Here is a 17,787-nt window from a genome sequence, read left to right on the forward strand (position 1 = left end):
GGGGATCAGCGGTCGACCGTGATCTCCGGGCTGGTGATCTGCTGGTTCACGCTCTCCAGGTAGACGACCTGCGTGCTCAGCTTCTTCGCCGAGGACGGGAACCGCACCGGCAGCTCCAGCACCCGGCCGAGCTCGTCGGCCGTGGCCTCGCCGACCAGCACGTCCTGGCCGCGCTCCACGTTGCGGACGTAGACGTTCACCGTCTCGCCCGGGTCGTAGCCCCAGGCCGAGACGTTGACCGTGCCACGGAAGGCGACCGAGGTGGTGTCGACCGCGACCTGCTCGCCGACGGTGTTCTGCGGCGTGCGGATCTCCTGCACGGTGCGCTCGCCCGCGTCGTTCTTGCGGATGACGACGCCGTCGTGGTGCTCACCGTTGGCGTAGCGCGCCTCGTAGGTGATGCTGTCCTCGGTGACGTCGATCATCTGGTAGAGCTGCATGTCCTGGCCGACCGACATCTGGTCGGCGCCGTTGTCGGTCCAGTTGCTGCTGACCGCGTCGTACATCTTGCCGCCGGAGACCGACGTCGCGTAGACGGTGCTGTCGTGGACGGTGACCGACTTGCGCGAGGCGGTGGTGCTGCCGCGGCCGTAGGTGTGGTCGTGGCCCTGCAGCACCAGGTCGACGCCGTACTTCTCGAACAGCGGGCCCCACTGGGCGCGCACGGTCGGGTTGTTGCGGCCGGACGCGACCGAGTAGACCGGGTGGTGGAACGTCACGACGGTCCACTTGTTCGGGTTGTTCGCCAGCTGCTGCTCCAGCCACGCGGTCTGCGCGGCCATGACCGGAGCGTTGCTCTGGACGTTGCTGTTCAGGCCGATGAAGCGCACGCCCTGGTAGTCCACCGAGTAGATGGTGTTGCGCAGGGCCGCGTTCGTGGCGTCGTCACCGAAGTCCGGTCCGTTGGTGGGGTACGGGAACGTCGGCTGCCAGAACGTCGACAGCTGGCCACCGCTGTACTCGTGGTTGCCGGTGACCGAGATGTTGTTGATCTGGCTGTTGATGAAGCCGTCGGCCGCGTGCCACTGACCCCACTCGAGCTCGCTGTTGGCCGAGTTGACCAGGTCTCCGGCGTTGACGATGACCTTCGCCTCCGGGCGGTCGGCGAAGGCCTGCCGGAACACCCGCGGACCGGCGGAGTCGATGTAGTTCTGCATGTCGCCGTAGTAGATGAACGAGAACGGCTCGAACTCCGCGGCGGCCGTCGTGAAGTCGATCCACTCGCTCCAGTTGACGCCGTCGCCGACCCGGTAGGTGTAGCGGGTGTCCGGCTTCAGGCCGGTGAACTCCACCTGGTGGTACACCGAGGCGTAGCCCAGCGTGGTGTTGACCGGGTTGGTCGAGCTGGCCATCACGGTCCGGACGGCGCCCTCGGCCGGACGCACGTCGCCGAGCGCGATCGGCGCCTCCAGGATCTGCGCCTGGGCGTACTCGCCGCCGACCTCGGAGCGCCAGGTCACCTTCTGCGACGTGGCCGGCGTCTGCGTCGGGACCAGGATGATGCGGTCCGGGAGCGCCGACGGCTCGTACACCTCCGCATCGGGCACCTTGACCGGGGGCTCGCTGTCCGCACCGACTGCGGCCGGTACGGCGATCAGGCCGCCGCCGAGCAGCGCGGCGCCGATGGCGGCACCGGCCGCGCGGCGGGAGCCGAACGGCCCGCGCTTCCTCACATCACTCACGTTGAGTCTCCTCCCAGGACACTCTCGAGACGCTGCCGGCAGGGTGCGCGGCAGTCTGATCGATTCATCGCAGACCCGGCGGAAAGGGCGAGAACGGGCAGGTCACGGAAGGTTGTCCCGGCGATGAACAGCTGGCGCCGGTGCTCTTGCCGCGACCGGGTCGCAGTGTGCGACGGCCAATGGCCACGTCCGGTCGGCCGGGCGGGCACCCGGACGTCAGCGGGCGTTCATCCCGGCATGCCTACGATCCGGCCGTGCCCGACCCGTCCGCCGTTCGCCGTCTGGCCGTCGCCGCGGTCCTTCTGCTCGGGGTGTCCGCGTGCGGCGGGCCGACCCACAAGGACGACGCGTTCATCGACGCCGGCGTGACCGGGCTACTGGACATCGAGCTCACGGAGTGCTTCTCCGACCCCGAGTACTCTGAGTTCGCCGGCGAGGACGTGGTGCTCTACGTCCCGTGCCCGGACGGCGCGGACAACCAGTCGTATCTGTTCGTCCACGCGCCCGACGCCCCCTGGGACCGCGAGGCCGTCGCCGAGCTGGGCTGGGACGAGTGCGGCAAGGGCTTCGAGCAGCAGTGGACCAGCCAGGACGCGTCCGGCCTGGACTACTACCCGATCCTCCCGACGGCCGAGACCTGGGCCGACGGCGATCGCGCGATTATGTGCGCGGTCTACGACCCGGACGGCCCGCTTGAGGACTCGGTCCTGCCCCTCGCCGACGGCGTGTCCCAGTAGCACCGCAGATCCACGCCGTCGGCGTCCCGATCCGGTGGGGGTTCAAGTCCACCCTCAGACACTTTCGGAGCATCCGCAGGGCCTGGTCAGGTGTCCGTGTCCCTCGACCAGGCGCGGTTTCGGCCGATCTCGGCGGGTCGGTGTCGGCAGCGGCTCCAACCGCCGTTGCTCGACCAGCATGTCTGGTGCTGTGCGCTTGTCCTGAACTCACAGATGGCACCGTGAAGCCCCACGCACAGCGGGTCGACCGCGATGCCCGAGGCGACGTCATACCGCCCAGAATGATGCGCCGCCGCTCAGGACGCCGAGTGAAGCAGTTCCCTCGGGCCGACAGTTGGCGTGGAGGTCCTACCCGACACCGTCCGCCTAGACAGCGCTACTTCGCGAGGATTTGTCCGGGGTTCCGAGTACCGTCGCTGGCGCGGCCTCGACGGCTGGTCTCGTACAGAGGAGGGGACATGACGGGCATAGAGTCCGAGGTTCTGGAGACGTTCCTTGTGCAGTTGCGCAACGCCGAAGACGTCCCAGCGGCAGTTGCTGAAAAACTCGGAACGTTGCTTGCTGCGGACAAGCTGCCCAAGGCCGAGCACCTCGCTGCGCTGTATGCCTCCGAAAGCGGGGAACCACTCGCATGATCCAGCTCAAGGCGATCCGCATCGAGGAGTTTCGAGGCATCCGAGAACTCGAACTTGACCTGGACTGCCAGTCGTTCGTGGTACTGGGGCCAAACGGCTCGGGCAAGAGCGGCGTGGTGGACGCCATCGATTTCGCACTCACTGGCAACATCGCGCGCCTAAGCGGTGCCGGTACCGGCGGCGTCAGCGTGACCAAGCACGGCCCACATGTGCACCAGCGGGACAACCCGGCCGCGGCGAAAGTTTCGCTGACGATCTGCCACTCGGGGACCGACCAGGTGGGTGTCCTAACTCGCAGCATCAAAACCGCTGGTCAGTACACGCTTGAGCCGAACACTCTCGAATTGGCAGCGGCAGTCAGTTGGGCCACGCAGCACCCCGAGCTGACCCTCTCCCGGCGCGAGGTCATTAAGTACGTCAACACCGAGCCGGGAAAGCGCGCCCAGGAGGTCCAAGCCCTCCTCAAACTCGACCGCATTGATGAGGTCCGTCGTCTGCTCGTTAGCGCCCGGACCAAGGCCAGCGGTGCTGCAAGTATGGCCGGTAGCGAGGTCAAGGCAGCCGAGGACGCCGTAAGGCGGCATCTCGACCTGACGACCCTGCTGGCACACGAGGTGACGGCAGCTGTGAACAAGCAACGTGCGGTACTGGGGCTCGACGCGTTGACGAGCGTGAGCGCCGACACCGACCTGAGCGCAGGTGCGACGAGCGAGGGCGAGCACAGCGGGTTCAACAAGGAGTCTGCGATCCGCGACATCGCAGCGGTATCTGCCTACATCTCCAAGCGCGAGGACCTCGACCAGGCGTCAACGGCGCTGACCACAGCCCTGACCGAGCTGGAGGTCGACCCGACGATTCTGGATGCGCTCAAACATCGTGAGTTGGTTGAGGCTGGCCTGCCCCTTGTTGCCGAGCCCGCTTGTCCGCTCTGCGATCAGCCTTGGCCGGACGTCGATGCGCTTCGGAACCACCTCGCGGGCAAGCTCGCGCGTTCTGAGGCTGCAGCCGCACTCCAGCGTCGTATCGTGGTGGCTGCTCGCACGATAACCGCCGAGGTGCGGCACTTACGGGCGCTCATTCAAGCCGCCCAGCCATATGCGGCTACTACTGATCAGTCCGCGCTGCACAAGCAACTCGGGGATTGGGCGAACGACCTGGCCACATTTGAGACGAAGCTAGCGTCGTTGGATACGCTCCGCGAGGAGTCCGAGCGCATCGAAACGGACGCACTCGCGACGCCGACGACCGTCAATGCCGATCTGGCCACCCTCCGCCATGCACTTGAAGCGATGCCTGACCAGAGCGCGTCGGAGGCCGCGCGAACATTCCTAACCGTTGCGCAGGAGCGTTGGACGCGCGTCCGCCAAGCTCGAGCCCGTGACGCCAAAGCCACCGCGGCGGGGCATACCGCACAGGCCGTCTATGAGACCTACAACGCCGTGGCTGATGGTGCGCTCACAACGCTCTACAAGACCGTCGAAGACGACTTCAGCAACTACTATCGGCAGATCAACGCCGACGACGAGTCCTCATTTAAGGCCGGACTTGCTCCGACTGCCGGCAAGCTCAACCTCGAGGTGGATTTCTACGGCCTCGGCATGTTCCCGCCTATGGCATATCACAGCGAAGGTCACCAGGACGGAATGGGCGTGTGCCTGTACCTCGCCCTCATCGGGCAGCTCCTGAAGGATGACTTCCGTCTCGCGGTCCTCGACGACGTCGTGACCTCGGTCGACACGAACCACCGGCGCCAGTTCTGCAAGCTGCTCAAAGAGACCTTTCCCGAAGTTCAGTTCATTATCACTACCCACGATGAAGTGTGGGCGCGGCAGATGCAGTCCTCGGGCCTAATCGCCCGGCGCTCTCTAGCGCGGTTTCATGGCTGGACAGTCGATGGCGGCCCACTCTATGGACAGGGTGGAGACTTCTGGGCGCAGATTGCGGCTGACCTTGCGAACAACGATGTGCCCGGCGCTGCGCACAAGCTGCGACGAAATTTAGAGGCATCGCTGGCCGACATAGCCGGGAACATCCAAGGCCAAGTTGTCTATAGAGCCGACAACAACTACGACCTCTCATCCTTCTTCGCGGCCGTCAAGAGCAGGCACGGCGACCTACTCAAGAAGGCGACAGCTTCTGCCAACTCGTGGAACAACGACGTCGCCAAGCAGCAGGTTGAACACCTCAAGGCCGAGCGCACTAAGGCGATGCTCGCGCAAGACGGTGAGAACTGGGCGATTAATGCGCTCGTACACAACAACGATTGGGCAACTATGAGCAAAGCCGATTTCACGCCGGTCGTGCAGGCATCCAAGGAGTTCCTAGATCTGTTCACGTGCACCAACGCCGCCTGCGACTCGTGGCTCTACGTACTCGGTATCCCCGGAAAGGAAGAAGAACTCCGCTGCTCCTGCGGAGCTTTCAACTTGAACCTACGCAGGAAGTGAGCTGAGCTCGCAACACTGACTGCCAGGCGCCACCCAACGCCAGCGCCAGGGCGACCGAAGACGAAGATGGGCCGCCAGACGATCTCGCTGCGCCCCGGCCTGATGACCGAGCTCGCCCGGACGGTCGAGGTCACGATGCGCGGCGAGCTGGAGTTCGTCAACAAGCGGGCGCTATGGCCCGGCAGAACCCCGTCCACAAGATCTCGACGCGAGCCTCGACGACACCAACAACGCCGGCGTGCACAACAACCGGCCGCAGATTCCCGGCTGCCGGCGCTTGAGCTGCTGGAGCAACGCGCGTCACTCCGCCGCGAATGACCTGTTCGGATGCTTCATCATGCGCCTGCGACTGGACGCCGCCAGGGCCCGCCGTCAGCACGCGACCTGTGTGCCGCGCACACTAGCTAGACTGGATGCGGGTCGATCACAGGAGGGATGATGGCAGCGCGCACGGTTGACGCCGCCGCAATCTTGCGGTGGGCCCAGAGGGCCGCTGCGGTCTCTGCGCGTCTTGAGCGTCGCGAAGTGCCCGAAGGACACGTCCGCTCCCGTGAGGTCGAGGAGTTCTTGGAGTCGACCCAGCCGCCAGCGCCCAAGGCCTGATGTCCTTCGACCCTGAGTACGGCGAGACCCTCGTCGCCGAAGAAGACCTGGAGTCGCTGACAGAGCAGGCCCGCGCGGCAGTCGGTGATCCGGTCCACAAAGCCGACGTGTACGACCTGGAGCAGGCGATCTGGACCCAGGTCGCTGCCGATCGGCTGACTGCTGTGCTAGAAGGATCGCTCACGGCAGAAGAGATCCTCACCGACCACTTCGTCCGCCAGTTGCACACCGACCTGTATGTCCGGATCTGGACGTGGGCCGGTCGTCATCGACGCTTGGAGACCAACGTCGGGGTCGCGCCCGAACAGGTCGCGCTCCGGCTGCGTACCGATGTCGACGATCTACGTTGGCGATGGCTACACACGGCCGATCTGACTCCCCGCATCCTGGGCATCACCTTCCACGCGATCGTGGTGCACATCCATCCATTCATCGACGGCAACGGCCGCACCACCCGTTTGCTGGCCGACCTGGCGTACGCAGCCACCCAGGAAGGTGAACAGCTTCTCGAGTACGACTGGGACGTCGATCGACGCGAGTACATCCGCTTGCTCCGCCACTTCGACCTGACCCGGGACGCCCAGCCGCTGGTCGACCTTGTCGGCGTGCGTCCCGTCGGCTGAGCTCCGTCGCGCCGTCCTGGCGTCGAGGGAAGCATGGTGAAATCAGTGGGTGCGTGCCGCGGGATTGCTCAGCGATCCTGCGCCGCCAGGCGATATCATCGAGATGATATCGGAGGTGGTCGCCGTGGAACAGATCTTGATCCGCAACCTTCCAGCCGGGACCAAGGCAGCGCTTCGCGCGCGTGCCGCGCAGCATCACCGGTCGGTCGAGGCGGAGGCGCGCGAGATTCTCGCCGAGAGCCTCGCGCGTGAGCCCGTCACGATCGTCGACCTGCTGAGCATGGACGAGGGCGCCGAGATCGAGTTCGAGCCGGAGCGCCTGGGCCTGATGGCGCGAACTCCTGAGCTGTGAAATACGTCTTGGACACGAACGTGGTGTCTGCGCTGCGGGTCCGAGGGCGCAATCCGTCGGTGGAAGCGTGGGCGGCGACCATCCCCGTGGCCGACCAGTTCGTGACGGCGACGACGGTCGCCGAGATCGAGCGCGGAGTCGTCGCCAAGGAGCGGTCCGACCCGGCGCAGGGAGAGATCTTGCGCCGGTGGTTCGACGAGCATGTGCTGCCCGCGTTCGCCGACCGCGTGCTGCCATTCGACCTGGCGGCTGCACGGGTCCTCGCCACCTATCGGGTTCCCGAGCACGCGCCGTTCGACGACGCCCTCGTCGCCGCCATCGCGCAGGCCGCCGAGATGACCGTCGCGACGCGCAACACCAAGCACTTCGAACCCCTCGGCGTCCGCTGCCTCAACCCCTGGGAGCCCACATCGAAGACGGCGCGCTGACCCGAGCGACCTTGTCGGTCCCGGATCTTAGGGTGATCACATGACCGACGACCAGTTCCGCTCCGAGCCGTTCGCCCCGCGCGCCACCGCCGCGGAGCTGGACGACCTGCGTGCCCGGCTGCGGGCCACGCGCTGGCCCGACGCGCCGGAAGACGCCGGCTGGTCGCTCGGCACCGACCTCGGCTACCTGCGCGAACTGGTGGCGTACTGGGCCGACGGGTTCGACTGGCCGGCGCAGGAGGCGGCGCTGAACCGGCTGCCCCGGTTCCGCGCGACCGTCGGCGGTCCCGGCATCCACTACGTGCACGCGCGCGCCGCCGACAAGGCCGGTCCGGTGCTCCCGCTGGTGCTCACGCACGGCTGGCCCGACTCGTTCTGGCGCTACACCAAGGTCATCCCGCTGCTCACCGATCCGGGCGCGCACGGCGCCGATCCCGCCGACGCCTTCGACGTGGTGGTGCCGGACATGCCGGGCTACGGGTACTCCGACCGGCCCGGGCGGCCGCTCGACTCCATCGCCGTCGCCGGGCTCTGGGCGCGGCTGATGAGCGGGCTCGGCTACGAGCGGTTCGGCGCGGCCGGCGGCGACATCGGCAGCCACGTGAGCCGCTACCTCGCGCTGGACCATCCCGAGCGCGTCGTCGCGGTCCACCGCATGGACGCCGGTGTGCCCGTGTTCACCGGCGACCCCGCCGAGCTGACCCCGGAGGAGCGCGAGTGGATCCAGCAGGCCGCCGGCTGGGGAGCGACGGAGGGCGCGTACGCGGCCATGCACCGGACGAAGCCGCAGACCGCGGCCGCTGGGCTCAACGACTCGCCGGCCGGGCTGGCGGCGTGGATCGTCGAGAAGCTGCGGGCCTGGAGCGACTGCGACGGCGACGTCGAGCGGCGGTTCAGCAAGGACGAGATCCTGACGAACCTCACCATCTACTGGCTGACCGGCACTATCGGCTCGTCGATGCGCATGTACCGGGCCAACTCGGCGATCCCGCCGGAGCAGCTGGCCCGGCGGGTCGAGGTGCCGTCCGGGTTCGCGATCTTCCGCGGCGACCTCGTCCGTGCGCCGCGGGCCTGGCTCGAGCGCACCGCCAACGTCGTGCGGGCGACCGAGCCCGAGAGCGGCGGCCACTTCGCGCCCTTCGAGGAACCCGAGCGCTACGCCCAGGAGCTGCGCGAGTTCTTCCGGCCGTTCCGCGCGGCCGCGGCCGCTGGCTGAGCGGCCGGCGTCAGCCCGGCGGCTTGGGCAACGGCATCGCGGCGAGCGCCCGCGCCGTCGCGACCAGGTTCGCCGCCATCGCCCGGCCGGTCGAGTGCGCCCAGTCGTGGCCCTTCGTCTCGTCCAGGTAGTCCGGCCCGGGACCGGGGCCGAGGTGCCAGTACGTCCACGCCTGCGCCGGGATCGTGAACCCGATGTCGACCATGCCACCGCACAGCTCGGAGATGACGTGGTGCGCGCCGTCCTCGTTGCCGGTGACGACCACGCCGGCGACCTTGTCGAACGCGACCGGCCGGCCGTCGTCGGCGGTCTCGGAGATCATCGCGTCCATCCGCTCCAACGCCCGCTGCGCCAGCGACGACGGCCGGCCCACCCACGTCGGGCTGGCGACGACGAGGATCTCGGCGGCCAGGATCGCCTCGTGCACCCGCGGCCACGCGTCACCGTCGCCCATGTCCGTCTGCACCCCCGGCGGGATGTTGAGGTCGGCCAGCCGGAACGCGGTCACGTCGACACCGTCGGCGCGCATCGCCTCGGCGACCACGTCGGCCAGCGCCCCGGTGTTCGACGGCTGCGGCGACGGCTTGAGCGTGCAGTTGAGGAGGACGGCTCTCATGCCTGGTCGCTACCCGGCCACCATGCATCGCATGCGCGCATGCCTCGTGGCCTGCACGGGTACGGGCCGGGCATGGCACGGTCGATCTGGAGTGGGTTCCTGAGCTTCGGGCTGGTCTCGATCCCGGTCCGCCTGTACACCGCCACGCAGGAGCACGAGGTGGACTTCCACCAGTTCGAGCGCGGGACGTCCGATCGGATCCGGTACAAGCGGGTCAACGAGCGCACCGGCGACGAGGTCGACTACGACGACATCGTCAAGGGCCACGAGGTGGGCGGCGGTGAGTACGTCATCGTCGAGCGCGAGGAGCTGGAGGAGATCGCGCCTGGCCGGTCACGGGCCCTGGAGATCGAGCAGTTCGTCGAGCTGTCCGAGATCGACCCCATCCACTTCCAGAAGAGCTACTACCTGGGTCCCAGCGACGACGACACCGCGTCGTCGTACGCGCTGCTGCGCACGGCGCTGGAGAAGACCGACCGCGCCGCCATCGCGAAGTTCGTCATGCGCGGCAAGGAGTACCTCGCCTGCGTCCGCGCCTCCGGCCCGGTGCTGGTACTGGAGACGATGTACTTCGCCGACGAGATCCGCGACCCGGTGAAGGAGCTCGGCGACCTGCCCAAGGCAGCATCGAAGAACAAGCAGCTCGACATGGCCGTCGACCTCATCGAGGCGATGACCGAGGCCTGGAAGCCCGAGCAGTACCACGACACCTACACCGAGCGGGTCGAGGAGCTGGTCGAGGCCAAGCACGAGGGCCGGGAGGTCGTCGCCGAGAGCGAGCCGGCCGCCACCGGCGCGACCGACCTGCTCACCGCGCTGCAGGAGAGCGTCGCGGCGGCGAAGAAGAACCGGAAGCGGCCGGCGAAGAAGAGCGCCACCAAGAAGACCGCGGCGAAGAAGTCCGCGCCGAAGAAGAAGGCCGCCCCCAGGAAGAAGGCGGCGGCGAAGAAGAAGTCCGCGGCCTGAGTGTCGAACTCCGGCCGCCCGCTCCGACCTACGAGCATGACTACCACACAGAAGCTCCGCGTCCACATGTTCTCCGTGTCCGTCGACGGCTACGGCGCCGGACCCGACCAGAGCATCGAGAACCCGCTCGGCATCGGCGGCGAGAGCCTGCACGACTGGGCCGTCGTCACCCCGACGTTCAACGCCGGCGATCCCCTCGCGGCCGCGCCCGTCGGCGTCGACGACGAGTACGTCCAGCGCAACTGGCGCAACATCGGCGCCACGATCATGGGCCGCAACATGTTCGGCCCGGTCCGCGGCGACTGGCCGGACGAGAGCTGGACCGGCTGGTGGGGCCCGAACCCGCCGTACCACCACCCCGTGTTCGTGCTGACCCACCACGCGCGCCCGCCCGTCGAGATGGCGGGCGGCACGACCTTCCACTTCGTCACCGACGGCAAGGACGCCCTCGTCGCCGGCGGGGCGGCCACGATCCGCCAGTACCTGAACGCCGGGCTGATCGACGAGATGGACATCGCGATCTCGCCGGTGCTGCTCGGCGGCGGCGAGCGGCTGTTCGACGACGGCGCTGGCTTCCCCGGCTACCGGTGCGCGGGCTTCACCGCTGGTGAGAAGGCCGTGCACGCGCGTTTCGAGCGGGCCTGACCCGCTCGTATGCTTGCGGTGTGCTCGAACTGCGCGCCGACTGCGCCCGCTGCGCGGCGCTGTGCTGCGTGGGGCCAGCACTGACCCGCTCCGCCGACTTCGCCATCGACAAACCGGCGGGGGAGCCGTGCCCCAACCTGCGCGACGACTTCCGCTGCGGGATCCACGCCTCGCTGCGGACGCGCGGCTTCCCGGGCTGCACGGTGTACGACTGCTTCGGCGCCGGTCAGCAGGTCGTGCAGGTCACGTTCGGCGGCGCGACGTGGCGGTCGTCGCCGGAGCTGCGCGAGGACATGCTCGCCGCGTTCGCCGTCCTGCGGCCGCTGCACGAGCTGCTCTGGCACCTGGACGCGGCCCGGCGGATCGCGGCCGCGGCTTCGCTTCGCCCGGCGCTGGACGAGCAGATCGCCACGGTGTCGCAGCTCGCGTCGTCGGCCGCGGGCGAGCTGTCCGGCGTCGACGTCGGTGCGCTCCGGGCCGACGCCGACGCGCTGCTACGTGAGGCGTCGCGGCTGGCGCGCGCGGGCACACCGGCCCGCGATCTGCGCGGCGCGGACCTCATCGGGAAGAAGCTGCGCGGCGCCGACCTCACCGGCGCCGACCTCCGCAGCGCCTATCTCATCGGCGCCGACCTGCGCGGCGCGACCCTGGACCGGGCGGACCTCATCGGCGCGGACCTCCGGGCGGCCGACGTCCGTGGCACGGACCTGTCGGCGACGCTGTTCCTCACCCAGCCGCAGGTCAACGCCGCCGTCGGCGACGCCGCGACCCGGCTGCCGGACGGCTTGGAGCGTCCGCCGCACTGGACGAACTGACGCCCCGGCGCCGGACGACGCGGCGGCCCACCCACGCCGTTGATCTTGGAGTTCTGCGGCAATCTATCGGACATTTCACCCCGCGATTGCCGAACAACTCCAAGATCAACCGGGTCGTGGGGGCGGGCGGCGAGGGTGAGCCGGAATCGATCAAGGGAGGCCCGACTCGACCCGGGTGCCGCCGGGGAGGACGACGGCGCCCGGGTCGGCCTGCCAGGTGCTCCCGTCGGGCGTCGCCGTCGAGCACGACCTCGCCGAACACCTGGGCGTCGTGTCCGCCGTCGGCCGCGCCGCCCGACGTCAGCACCGGCCCGTCGACGGACCCCGTCGCGCTGCCGCACGCCGCCAGCGCGGCGCCGGCGGCGACAATGCCGACCACGGCCCGGTTCACGCAGGTGGGACGGGGTGCGTCGGCGGGTGGTTCCGCGCGGATCACGGCGGCAGCGTACGGCTGAGGCGGTCCTGCAGGAACTCCTGCTCGGCGGCGTTGTCACTCAGTGCCAGCGCCGCCCGGTAGGCCGCGGCGGCCTCGGCGTGCCGGCCGAGCCGTGACAGCAGGTCGGCCTTCGTGGCGGGCAGGTAGCGGTAGCCGGCCAGCCGGCCGTCCTCCTCCAGCCGCTCCACGTCGCGCAGCGCCGCGGCCGGGCCGTCGACCATCGAGACGGCGACGGCGCGGTTCAGCGCGACCACGGGCGAGGGCCAGCGGCGCAGCAGCTCGTCGTACAGCGCCAGGATCTGCGGCCAGTCGGTCTCGGCGTAGCTGGGCGCCTGGGCGTGCAGCGCGGCGATCGCGGCCTGCAGCGTGAACCGTCCGGGCGGCCCGGCGCGCAGCGCACCCACCACCAGCCGGTCCGCCTCGGCGATCAAGGCACGATCCCACGCCGACCGGTCCTGCTCCTCCAGCCGCAGCAGCCGGCCGTCGGCGTCGGTGCGGGTGGCGCGGCGGGCCTGGTGGACCAGCAGCAGCGCCAGCAGCCCGGCGGTCTCCGGTTCCGACGGCAGCAGCGGCCGCAGCATACGGGCGAGGTCGAGGGCGCGCTCGGTGAGCTCGTCGCGGACCAGGTTCTCGCCGGAGTGGGCGGTGTGCCCGGTCGCGTACAGCAGGTGGATGACGGTGAGGACGGCGTCGACGCGGGCGGGCAGGTCGGCCGCGGCGGGGACGGCGTACGGGATGCGCGCGGACGCGATCTTCTTCTTCGCCCGGGTGATGCGCGCGGCCATCGTCGGCTCGCTGACGAGGAACGCGTGCGCGATGTCCGGGGTGCTGACGCCGCAGACCAGCCGCAGCGTGAGTGCGACCTGCGCCTCCCGCGACAGCGCCGGGTGGCAGCAGGTGAACACCAGCCGCAGCCGGTCGTCCGGGATCGAGACGGGGTCGTCGGACAGCACGGCGGCCTCGACGCCGGGGGAGTCGTCGATCAGCAGCAGCGGCAGCTTCGCCCGCAGCGTCCGCTGCCGCCGCAGGTTGTTCAGCGCGGTCCGCCGCGCGACCGTCGTCAGCCAGGCGCCGGGCTTGGCGGGGACGCCGTCGCGGGCCCACCGGGTCAGCGCCTGGACGTAGGCGTCCTGGACGGCCTCCTCGGCGGCGTCGAGGTCGCGCGTGACGCGCACCGTCGCGGCGAGCACGAAGGCCCACTCGCGGCGGTGCGCGTCGGCGACGGCGGCCTCGACGGTCAGGACGTCAGCCCGGAGAAGTCGAGCCCGAGCAGCGGCCGCACCTCGACGGCCCCGCTGACGATGGGCGTCATCCGGGCCAGCTCGATGGCGTGGTCGAGGTCGCGCGCCTCGATGACGAAGACGCCGGCCAGCGCCTCCTTGGTCTCGATGAACGGGCCGTCGGTGACGAGGTCGCCGCGGATCGTCGTGGCGGTGGCGCTGGGCTCGAGCGCGATGCCGCCGAGCTCCTTGCCGCCCTTGTCGCGGATGCGGCCGGGCAGCGCCTCGTGCGCCGCGATGATCTCCGGCGGCAGCTCCGGCGCCTGGCCGCCCTCCGCCTCGCGCTCGAAGATGAGGATCGCGTACTGGGCCATGGGTGTCGCTCCTTCGTCGTGTGGCACTGACACATCCTCGTCACACGGCCGGCCGGCGAATCGACAACTCCGGCGAGAAATCTCTCAGTGGTGTTCGGAGAGCAGGACGGCGACGGTGTCCGGCTCGAGCGCGCGGAACACGTGCGGCAGGTCGCCGGGATACGAGACGTAGTCGCCGGGCGCCAGCTCCACCGGGTCGTCGGTGAGCCCGACCAGAGCCCGGCCCGTGCTCAGCACGACATGCTCGACGACGCCGGGCATGTGCGGGTCGGACGCGCGCGGCTCACCCGGCTGCGCGCTGACGAGGTAGATGTCGCGGCGGGCGTTCGGCGGGCTGGCCGACAGGACCGTGGCGACGTAGTCCGAGCGCTCCGACGCGACGGCGGGGCCCTCGCCCTTGCGGATGACCTGGACGCGCGGCCGTGGGGGCTCGACCAGGTGTGCGAACGGCACGTCCAGGGCGACGCTCAGCGCCCACAGCGTCTCCACGCTCGGGTTGCCGGCGCCGGACTCCAGCTGCGACAGCGTCGACTTGGCGATGCCGGCGCGGCGGGCCACCTCCGCCAGCGACAGGCCGGTGCGCCGCCGCTCGCGCTGCAGGGAGGCGGCGATGACGGCGAGCGGGGCGCTGGGGGACTGGCTCATCGGATCGTTCGCTCCATCGATCGATCGTTCGCCTTGACGAACGAACGGCGGTCGTTCAGTCTAGTGGTCATGCGTTCGATCTACCGAACACTACGCGCCGATCGGGCGCTCGCGCGAGACATCGCGCTCGTGTGTGTCGCCGACGGGGTGGTGGGGCTGTCGTTCGGCGCCATCACGGTCGGCGAAGGGCTGCCGGTGTGGCTGCCCATGCTGCTGTCGGTCGTGGTGTTCGCGGGGGCGGCGCAGTTCATGTTCGTCGGGCTGGTGGCGTCGGGCGGCAACCCGGTCGCCGCGGTGCTGGCCGGGCTGCTGGTGAACCTGCGGCACGTGGTGTTCGGCTTCACCGTCGGCGACGTCGTCGGCCGCGGCTGGCAGCGGGCCGCCGGCAGCCACGTCATGGTCGACGAGTCGGTGGCGTTCGCGCTGGCCCAGCCGGACGGCGAACGCCGGCGGGCGGCCTACTGGGGCTGCGGAGTGCTGGTGTTCGTCTGCTGGAACGTCGGCGTGCTGGCCGGCGCGTTCCTGGGGACGGCGGTGAGCGACCCGGCCGCGCTCGGCCTGGACGCCGCGTTCCCGGCGGTGCTGCTGGCGCTCGTCCTGCCGGCGCTGCGGGACCGGTCGACGGCGCAGGCGGCGGCCGTGGGCGTGGTGGTCGCGCTGGCGACGGCGCCGTTCCTGCAGGCCGGGCTGCCGGTCCTGCTGGCGCTGTCCGGCGTCGTGGTCGCGCTCGCCCGGCCGGAACCGGTGGCGGCATGACGACGCTGGTGGCCGCCGTGCTCGTCCTGGGTGTGGGGACGTTCGCGTTCCGCTACGCCGGTCCGGCCCTGCGTGAGCGGATGACGCTGCCGCCGCGGGTCGAGCGGCTGCTGGGGATGTCGACGATCGTCCTGCTCGCCGCGTTGGTCGCGACCTCCACGATGCTGGACGGCCGCGAGTTCGACAGCGTCGCCCGGCCGGCCGGCGTCGTCGTCGGTGCGGTGCTGGCGTGGCGGCGCGCGCCCTTCGTCGTCGTGGTGCTGGCCGCCGCCGGCACCGCCGCCGTCCTGCGGCTGCTCGGCGTCCCGTGACGAGCTAGTCCGCGGCGGGGCCGTCGGCGCCCGCCGAGGCCCAGCCCTGCCGGCGCACCTCGTAGCAGGCGACGGCGGCCGCGGCGGCGACGTTGAGCGAGCCGACCCGCCCGGTCTGCGGCACGTAGCCGACCGCGTCGCAGAGGTTCAGGCAGGTCGCGGAGAGCCCGCGGTCCTCGTTGCCCAGGACGACGCAGACGTCGCGCCGCAGGTCCAGCGCGGCCAACGGCTCGGCCTCGTCGGCCAGCTCCAGGCCCACCACCAGGTAGCCCTCGTCGCGGACCGCGCGGATCGCCGTCGCGACGTCCTCGTGGGTGCTCCACGTCAGGTACCGGCCGGTGCCGAGCGCGGTCTTCTGCGCCTTGGGGGAGTTCGGGGCGGCGGTGCGGCCGACGACGTAGAGCTCGCTCACGCTGAGCGCGGCCGCCGTCCGCATGATCGATCCCACGTTGAACGGCGACTGCACGTCCTCGAGCAGCAGCGCCAGCCGGAAGGAGTCCTTCCGGCGCCACGACCGGTGCAGTCGCTTCAGTTCCGTTCCGCCGAGCTGTCGCACGTGCTGGTTTCCTTTGCCTTGTGGGACTCGCCGCTGCTTGGGACCTCGCGGTCGGCTTCGGACTACTCCGCTGTCGTGGTGGACGTTCGTGGCTGGACCTCGAGCACCCGGTAGCCGTGCCGGGAGAGCAGCCGCCGGGTCGGGAACCCGTTCTCGCTCAGCCACTTCGCGAGCGAGTCCGAGCCGAGGTTGCGCTGCACGACCAGGTAGGCGGCGCCGCCGGGCAGCAGCCTGGGCAGCCACCGGAGCAGGAGGTCGTGCAGGGCCGCCTTGCCGACCCGGATGGGCGGATTGGAGTACACGGCCGCGAACCGCACGTCGTCGGGCACGGCGTCGGGCAGCGCCGCCCGGACGCCGCCCAGTCCGGCCGCGGCGGCGTTCTCGCGCACCAGCTCCAGCGCCCGCTCGTTGACGTCGACGGCCCAGACGCGGCGCCGCCGCTGCCGGTGGGCCAGCGTGAGCGCGATGGGGCCGTAGCCGCAGCCGAGGTCGAGCAGGTCGCCCCGGACCGCCGGTCGCGGTGCGTTCTCCAGCAGCACCCGGGTGCCGGGGTCGAGCTGCCGATGCGAGAACACCCCGGTGTCGGTCAGCAGCCGCAGCCGCACGTCCGGCAGGTCGACCTCGATCGTCCGCCTCGAGCTGGCCACGGCGGGCGTGCTCGCGTAGTAGTGCTCGGGCGGTTCGGGCAAGGCGTAGCCCTTCTTCGGCGATCGGGCGGGACGGCTCACAGGGTAGGTCACGGGAGCACGAAGCGGCGCGTCCACTCCCCACCGGCGAGGTCGAAGCGGGCGCGCGTGGCGACGCCGGCGTCGCCGGGCATCCACCACACCTCGACGCGGTGCGGGCGCAGCGCGTACGCCGTCCACGACGGCGGTGGTTCGGGCCGGTCGCGGTCGAGCTCGCGGGTGAACGCCGCCCGCACGTCGTCCGGGTCGACGGCCGCGCCGGGGGAGCCGCCGCCCAGGTCCTCGTACACCCACGCCAGCGCCCGCAGGTTCGGCGACCGGTCCGCGTACGCCGCCCGCGCCTCGTCCGGCGGCAGTTCGACGGCCTGGCCGTGCAACGTGACCTGCCGCATCAGCGCCGGCCAGAAGAAGACGCCGGCGGCCAGCGGGTTCGCGGCGAGATCGGCGGTCTTCACCGACGGACGCGACGTGGTGAACCGCACCGAGGCGTCGTCGACGCCGACGGCCAGGACCGTCCGGGCGTGCGGCGTGCCGTCGAGCGAGGCCGTCGCCAGCGTGAAGGTGCGCGGCTCGTCCACACCGGCGGATGCGGCGTCGGAGAGCCAGCGCGACAGCAGCTGCAGCGGCCGGCCGGAAACCCCGTTGAGGACGTCGTCGTCGTTTGCCATCATCCGTCCATGATGTCGACTCCCGGTCCCCGTTCGCTGCCCGTCCCCGCTCGTCTCGCGGCGACGAAGCAGCAGACGCGCCCGGGCGGGAGGCCGATCGCGCCGACGCCGTGACCGCGGCGATCGTGGCGGGGTTGCTGGCCGGCTACGGCATCGCGATCCCGGTCGGCGCCGTGGGCGCCTACCTGGTGGCCCTGACGGCGCGCACCTCACTGACGGTGGGCGCCGGCGCGGCGCTGGGCGTCGCGGCCGTCGACGGCGGCTACGCGATCGCCGCCGTGCTCGGCGGGGCCGCGCTGGCCGGCGCCATCGAGCCGTACGCAGGCCCGCTGCGGTGGGCGTCCGCCGCCGTCCTGCTGGTGATGGCCGC

The 17,787-nt window shown here is 70.4% G+C and carries 21 protein-coding genes and 1 pseudogene; 14 read left to right on the forward strand and 8 right to left on the reverse strand.

What is annotated here, in order from left to right:
* Positions 1 to 5: 5 nt before the first annotated feature.
* Complete coding sequence (locus tag DY240_RS16610; protein WP_119660961.1) at positions 6 to 1,682, reverse strand: purple acid phosphatase family protein; 1,677 nt, start codon at positions 1,680 to 1,682, stop codon at positions 6 to 8.
* A 254-nt stretch (positions 1,683 to 1,936) separates the two neighbouring features.
* Here DY240_RS16610 and DY240_RS16615 point away from each other — a divergent pair, with 254 nt between their 5' ends.
* From DY240_RS16615 to DY240_RS16640, 8 genes are all read left to right on the forward strand, one after another.
* Complete coding sequence (locus tag DY240_RS16615; RefSeq protein WP_119660962.1) at positions 1,937 to 2,419, forward strand: hypothetical protein; 483 nt, start codon at positions 1,937 to 1,939, stop codon at positions 2,417 to 2,419.
* Between the two features lie 458 nt (positions 2,420 to 2,877).
* A complete protein-coding gene (locus DY240_RS32065) occupies positions 2,878 to 3,054 on the forward strand; it encodes a hypothetical protein (protein WP_158602883.1) in 177 nt (58 codons plus the stop codon).
* Positions 3,051 to 5,501 (forward strand): AAA family ATPase, encoded by a 2,451-nt coding sequence (locus DY240_RS16620; protein WP_119660963.1) that lies wholly within the window; start codon positions 3,051 to 3,053, stop codon positions 5,499 to 5,501. The genes DY240_RS32065 and DY240_RS16620 overlap by 4 nt, the downstream gene beginning before the upstream one ends.
* Before the next feature lie 66 nt (positions 5,502 to 5,567).
* Positions 5,568 to 5,819: a hypothetical protein gene (locus DY240_RS31400; RefSeq protein WP_147375366.1), complete on the forward strand. Its 252-nt coding sequence runs from the start codon at positions 5,568 to 5,570 to the stop codon at positions 5,817 to 5,819.
* A 284-nt stretch (positions 5,820 to 6,103) separates the two neighbouring features.
* Positions 6,104 to 6,727 (forward strand): Fic family protein, encoded by a 624-nt coding sequence (locus DY240_RS16625; protein ID WP_119660964.1) that lies wholly within the window; start codon positions 6,104 to 6,106, stop codon positions 6,725 to 6,727.
* 124 nt (positions 6,728 to 6,851) lie between these two features.
* A complete protein-coding gene (locus DY240_RS16630) occupies positions 6,852 to 7,079 on the forward strand; it encodes a FitA-like ribbon-helix-helix domain-containing protein (RefSeq protein ID WP_119660977.1) in 228 nt (75 codons plus the stop codon).
* Positions 7,076 to 7,507, forward strand: coding sequence for a type II toxin-antitoxin system VapC family toxin (locus tag DY240_RS16635; protein WP_119660965.1), 432 nt, complete (start codon positions 7,076 to 7,078; stop codon positions 7,505 to 7,507). Before DY240_RS16630 ends, DY240_RS16635 begins: the two co-directional genes overlap by 4 nt.
* A gap of 40 nt (positions 7,508 to 7,547) precedes the next feature.
* Positions 7,548 to 8,723, forward strand: coding sequence for an epoxide hydrolase family protein (locus DY240_RS16640; RefSeq protein ID WP_119660966.1), 1,176 nt, complete (start codon positions 7,548 to 7,550; stop codon positions 8,721 to 8,723).
* A gap of 10 nt (positions 8,724 to 8,733) precedes the next feature.
* Here the strand turns inward: DY240_RS16640 and DY240_RS16645 are convergent, their stop codons facing one another.
* Positions 8,734 to 9,339 (reverse strand): flavodoxin family protein, encoded by a 606-nt coding sequence (locus tag DY240_RS16645; RefSeq protein WP_119660967.1) that lies wholly within the window; start codon positions 9,337 to 9,339, stop codon positions 8,734 to 8,736.
* 39 nt (positions 9,340 to 9,378) lie between these two features.
* Between DY240_RS16645 and ku the strand changes: the two genes are divergently transcribed.
* Genes ku through DY240_RS16660 form a run of 3 tightly spaced genes read left to right on the forward strand, consistent with a single transcriptional unit; the run spans position 9,379 to position 11,765 of the window.
* Positions 9,379 to 10,305 carry a non-homologous end joining protein Ku gene (ku, locus tag DY240_RS16650; protein ID WP_199701633.1) on the forward strand — a complete coding sequence of 309 codons (927 nt, stop codon included), beginning with the start codon at positions 9,379 to 9,381 and terminating at the stop codon, positions 10,303 to 10,305.
* A gap of 36 nt (positions 10,306 to 10,341) precedes the next feature.
* The gene (locus tag DY240_RS16655; RefSeq protein WP_119660969.1) at positions 10,342 to 10,950 is read left to right on the forward strand and encodes a dihydrofolate reductase family protein; all 609 of its coding nucleotides are present in this window, start codon (positions 10,342 to 10,344) and stop codon (positions 10,948 to 10,950) included.
* Between the two features lie 20 nt (positions 10,951 to 10,970).
* Complete coding sequence (locus DY240_RS16660; protein ID WP_233552763.1) at positions 10,971 to 11,765, forward strand: pentapeptide repeat-containing protein; 795 nt, start codon at positions 10,971 to 10,973, stop codon at positions 11,763 to 11,765.
* 432 nt (positions 11,766 to 12,197) lie between these two features.
* Here the strand turns inward: DY240_RS16660 and DY240_RS16665 are convergent, their stop codons facing one another.
* The 3 genes from DY240_RS16665 to DY240_RS16675 form a co-directional block, all read right to left on the reverse strand.
* Positions 12,198 to 13,391, reverse strand: coding sequence for an RNA polymerase sigma factor (locus DY240_RS16665; RefSeq protein WP_119660971.1), 1,194 nt, complete (start codon positions 13,389 to 13,391; stop codon positions 12,198 to 12,200).
* Between the two features lie 47 nt (positions 13,392 to 13,438).
* Entirely contained in the window at positions 13,439 to 13,795 is a 357-nt protein-coding gene (locus tag DY240_RS16670) for a YciI family protein (RefSeq protein ID WP_119660972.1), read from the reverse strand.
* Positions 13,796 to 13,879: 84 nt separating this feature from the next.
* On the reverse strand, positions 13,880 to 14,440 hold the full coding sequence (locus DY240_RS16675; RefSeq protein ID WP_119660973.1) for a helix-turn-helix domain-containing protein: 561 nt from the start codon (positions 14,438 to 14,440) through the stop codon (positions 13,880 to 13,882).
* A gap of 69 nt (positions 14,441 to 14,509) precedes the next feature.
* On the opposite strand from DY240_RS16675, the gene DY240_RS16680 reads away from it, so the two are divergent.
* A complete protein-coding gene (locus DY240_RS16680; protein ID WP_119660978.1) occupies positions 14,510 to 15,196 on the forward strand; it encodes an AzlC family ABC transporter permease in 687 nt (228 codons plus the stop codon).
* Positions 15,193 to 15,507, forward strand: coding sequence for an AzlD domain-containing protein (locus DY240_RS16685; protein ID WP_119660974.1), 315 nt, complete (start codon positions 15,193 to 15,195; stop codon positions 15,505 to 15,507). The genes DY240_RS16680 and DY240_RS16685 overlap by 4 nt, the downstream gene beginning before the upstream one ends.
* Positions 15,508 to 15,511: 4 nt before the next feature.
* Here the strand turns inward: DY240_RS16685 and DY240_RS16690 are convergent, their stop codons facing one another.
* From DY240_RS16690 to DY240_RS16700, 3 genes are all read right to left on the reverse strand, one after another.
* Complete coding sequence (locus DY240_RS16690; RefSeq protein ID WP_119660975.1) at positions 15,512 to 16,063, reverse strand: TrmH family RNA methyltransferase; 552 nt, start codon at positions 16,061 to 16,063, stop codon at positions 15,512 to 15,514.
* A 62-nt stretch (positions 16,064 to 16,125) separates the two neighbouring features.
* Positions 16,126 to 16,752 carry a class I SAM-dependent methyltransferase gene (locus tag DY240_RS16695; protein WP_119660979.1) on the reverse strand — a complete coding sequence of 209 codons (627 nt, stop codon included), beginning with the start codon at positions 16,750 to 16,752 and terminating at the stop codon, positions 16,126 to 16,128.
* 47 nt (positions 16,753 to 16,799) lie between these two features.
* On the reverse strand, positions 16,800 to 17,420 hold the full coding sequence (locus DY240_RS16700) for a pyridoxine/pyridoxamine 5'-phosphate oxidase (protein WP_119660976.1): 621 nt from the start codon (positions 17,418 to 17,420) through the stop codon (positions 16,800 to 16,802).
* A 107-nt stretch (positions 17,421 to 17,527) separates the two neighbouring features.
* Between DY240_RS16700 and DY240_RS16705 the strand changes: the two are divergent.
* A pseudogene (locus DY240_RS16705) lies at positions 17,528 to 17,787 on the forward strand (lysine transporter LysE); the annotation flags it as partial.

The sequence above is a fragment of the Jiangella rhizosphaerae genome (genome assembly GCF_003579925.1).
Lineage (GTDB): Bacteria > Actinomycetota > Actinomycetes > Jiangellales > Jiangellaceae > Jiangella > Jiangella rhizosphaerae.

What these genes read in the sequence shown, in the direction of transcription:
- DY240_RS32065 (WP_158602883.1), top strand. Translation starts at nt 2,878, where the DNA reads ATGACGGGCATAGAGTCCGAGGTTCTGGAGACGTTCCTTGTGCAGTTG.
- DY240_RS16620 (WP_119660963.1), top strand. Translation starts at nt 3,051, where the DNA reads ATGATCCAGCTCAAGGCGATCCGCATCGAGGAGTTTCGAGGCATCCGA.
- DY240_RS31400 (WP_147375366.1), top strand. Translation starts at nt 5,568, where the DNA reads ATGGGCCGCCAGACGATCTCGCTGCGCCCCGGCCTGATGACCGAGCTC.
- DY240_RS16625 (WP_119660964.1), top strand. Translation starts at nt 6,104, where the DNA reads ATGTCCTTCGACCCTGAGTACGGCGAGACCCTCGTCGCCGAAGAAGAC.
- DY240_RS16640 (WP_119660966.1), top strand. Translation starts at nt 7,548, where the DNA reads ATGACCGACGACCAGTTCCGCTCCGAGCCGTTCGCCCCGCGCGCCACC.
- DY240_RS16645 (WP_119660967.1), bottom strand. Translation starts at nt 9,339, where the DNA reads ATGAGAGCCGTCCTCCTCAACTGCACGCTCAAGCCGTCGCCGCAGCCG.
- ku (WP_199701633.1), top strand. Translation starts at nt 9,379, where the DNA reads ATGCCTCGTGGCCTGCACGGGTACGGGCCGGGCATGGCACGGTCGATC.
- DY240_RS16655 (WP_119660969.1), top strand. Translation starts at nt 10,342, where the DNA reads ATGACTACCACACAGAAGCTCCGCGTCCACATGTTCTCCGTGTCCGTC.
- DY240_RS16670 (WP_119660972.1), bottom strand. Translation starts at nt 13,795, where the DNA reads ATGGCCCAGTACGCGATCCTCATCTTCGAGCGCGAGGCGGAGGGCGGC.
- DY240_RS16675 (WP_119660973.1), bottom strand. Translation starts at nt 14,440, where the DNA reads ATGAGCCAGTCCCCCAGCGCCCCGCTCGCCGTCATCGCCGCCTCCCTG.
- DY240_RS16680 (WP_119660978.1), top strand. Translation starts at nt 14,510, where the DNA reads ATGCGTTCGATCTACCGAACACTACGCGCCGATCGGGCGCTCGCGCGA.
- DY240_RS16685 (WP_119660974.1), top strand. Translation starts at nt 15,193, where the DNA reads ATGACGACGCTGGTGGCCGCCGTGCTCGTCCTGGGTGTGGGGACGTTC.
- DY240_RS16700 (WP_119660976.1), bottom strand. Translation starts at nt 17,420, where the DNA reads ATGATGGCAAACGACGACGACGTCCTCAACGGGGTTTCCGGCCGGCCG.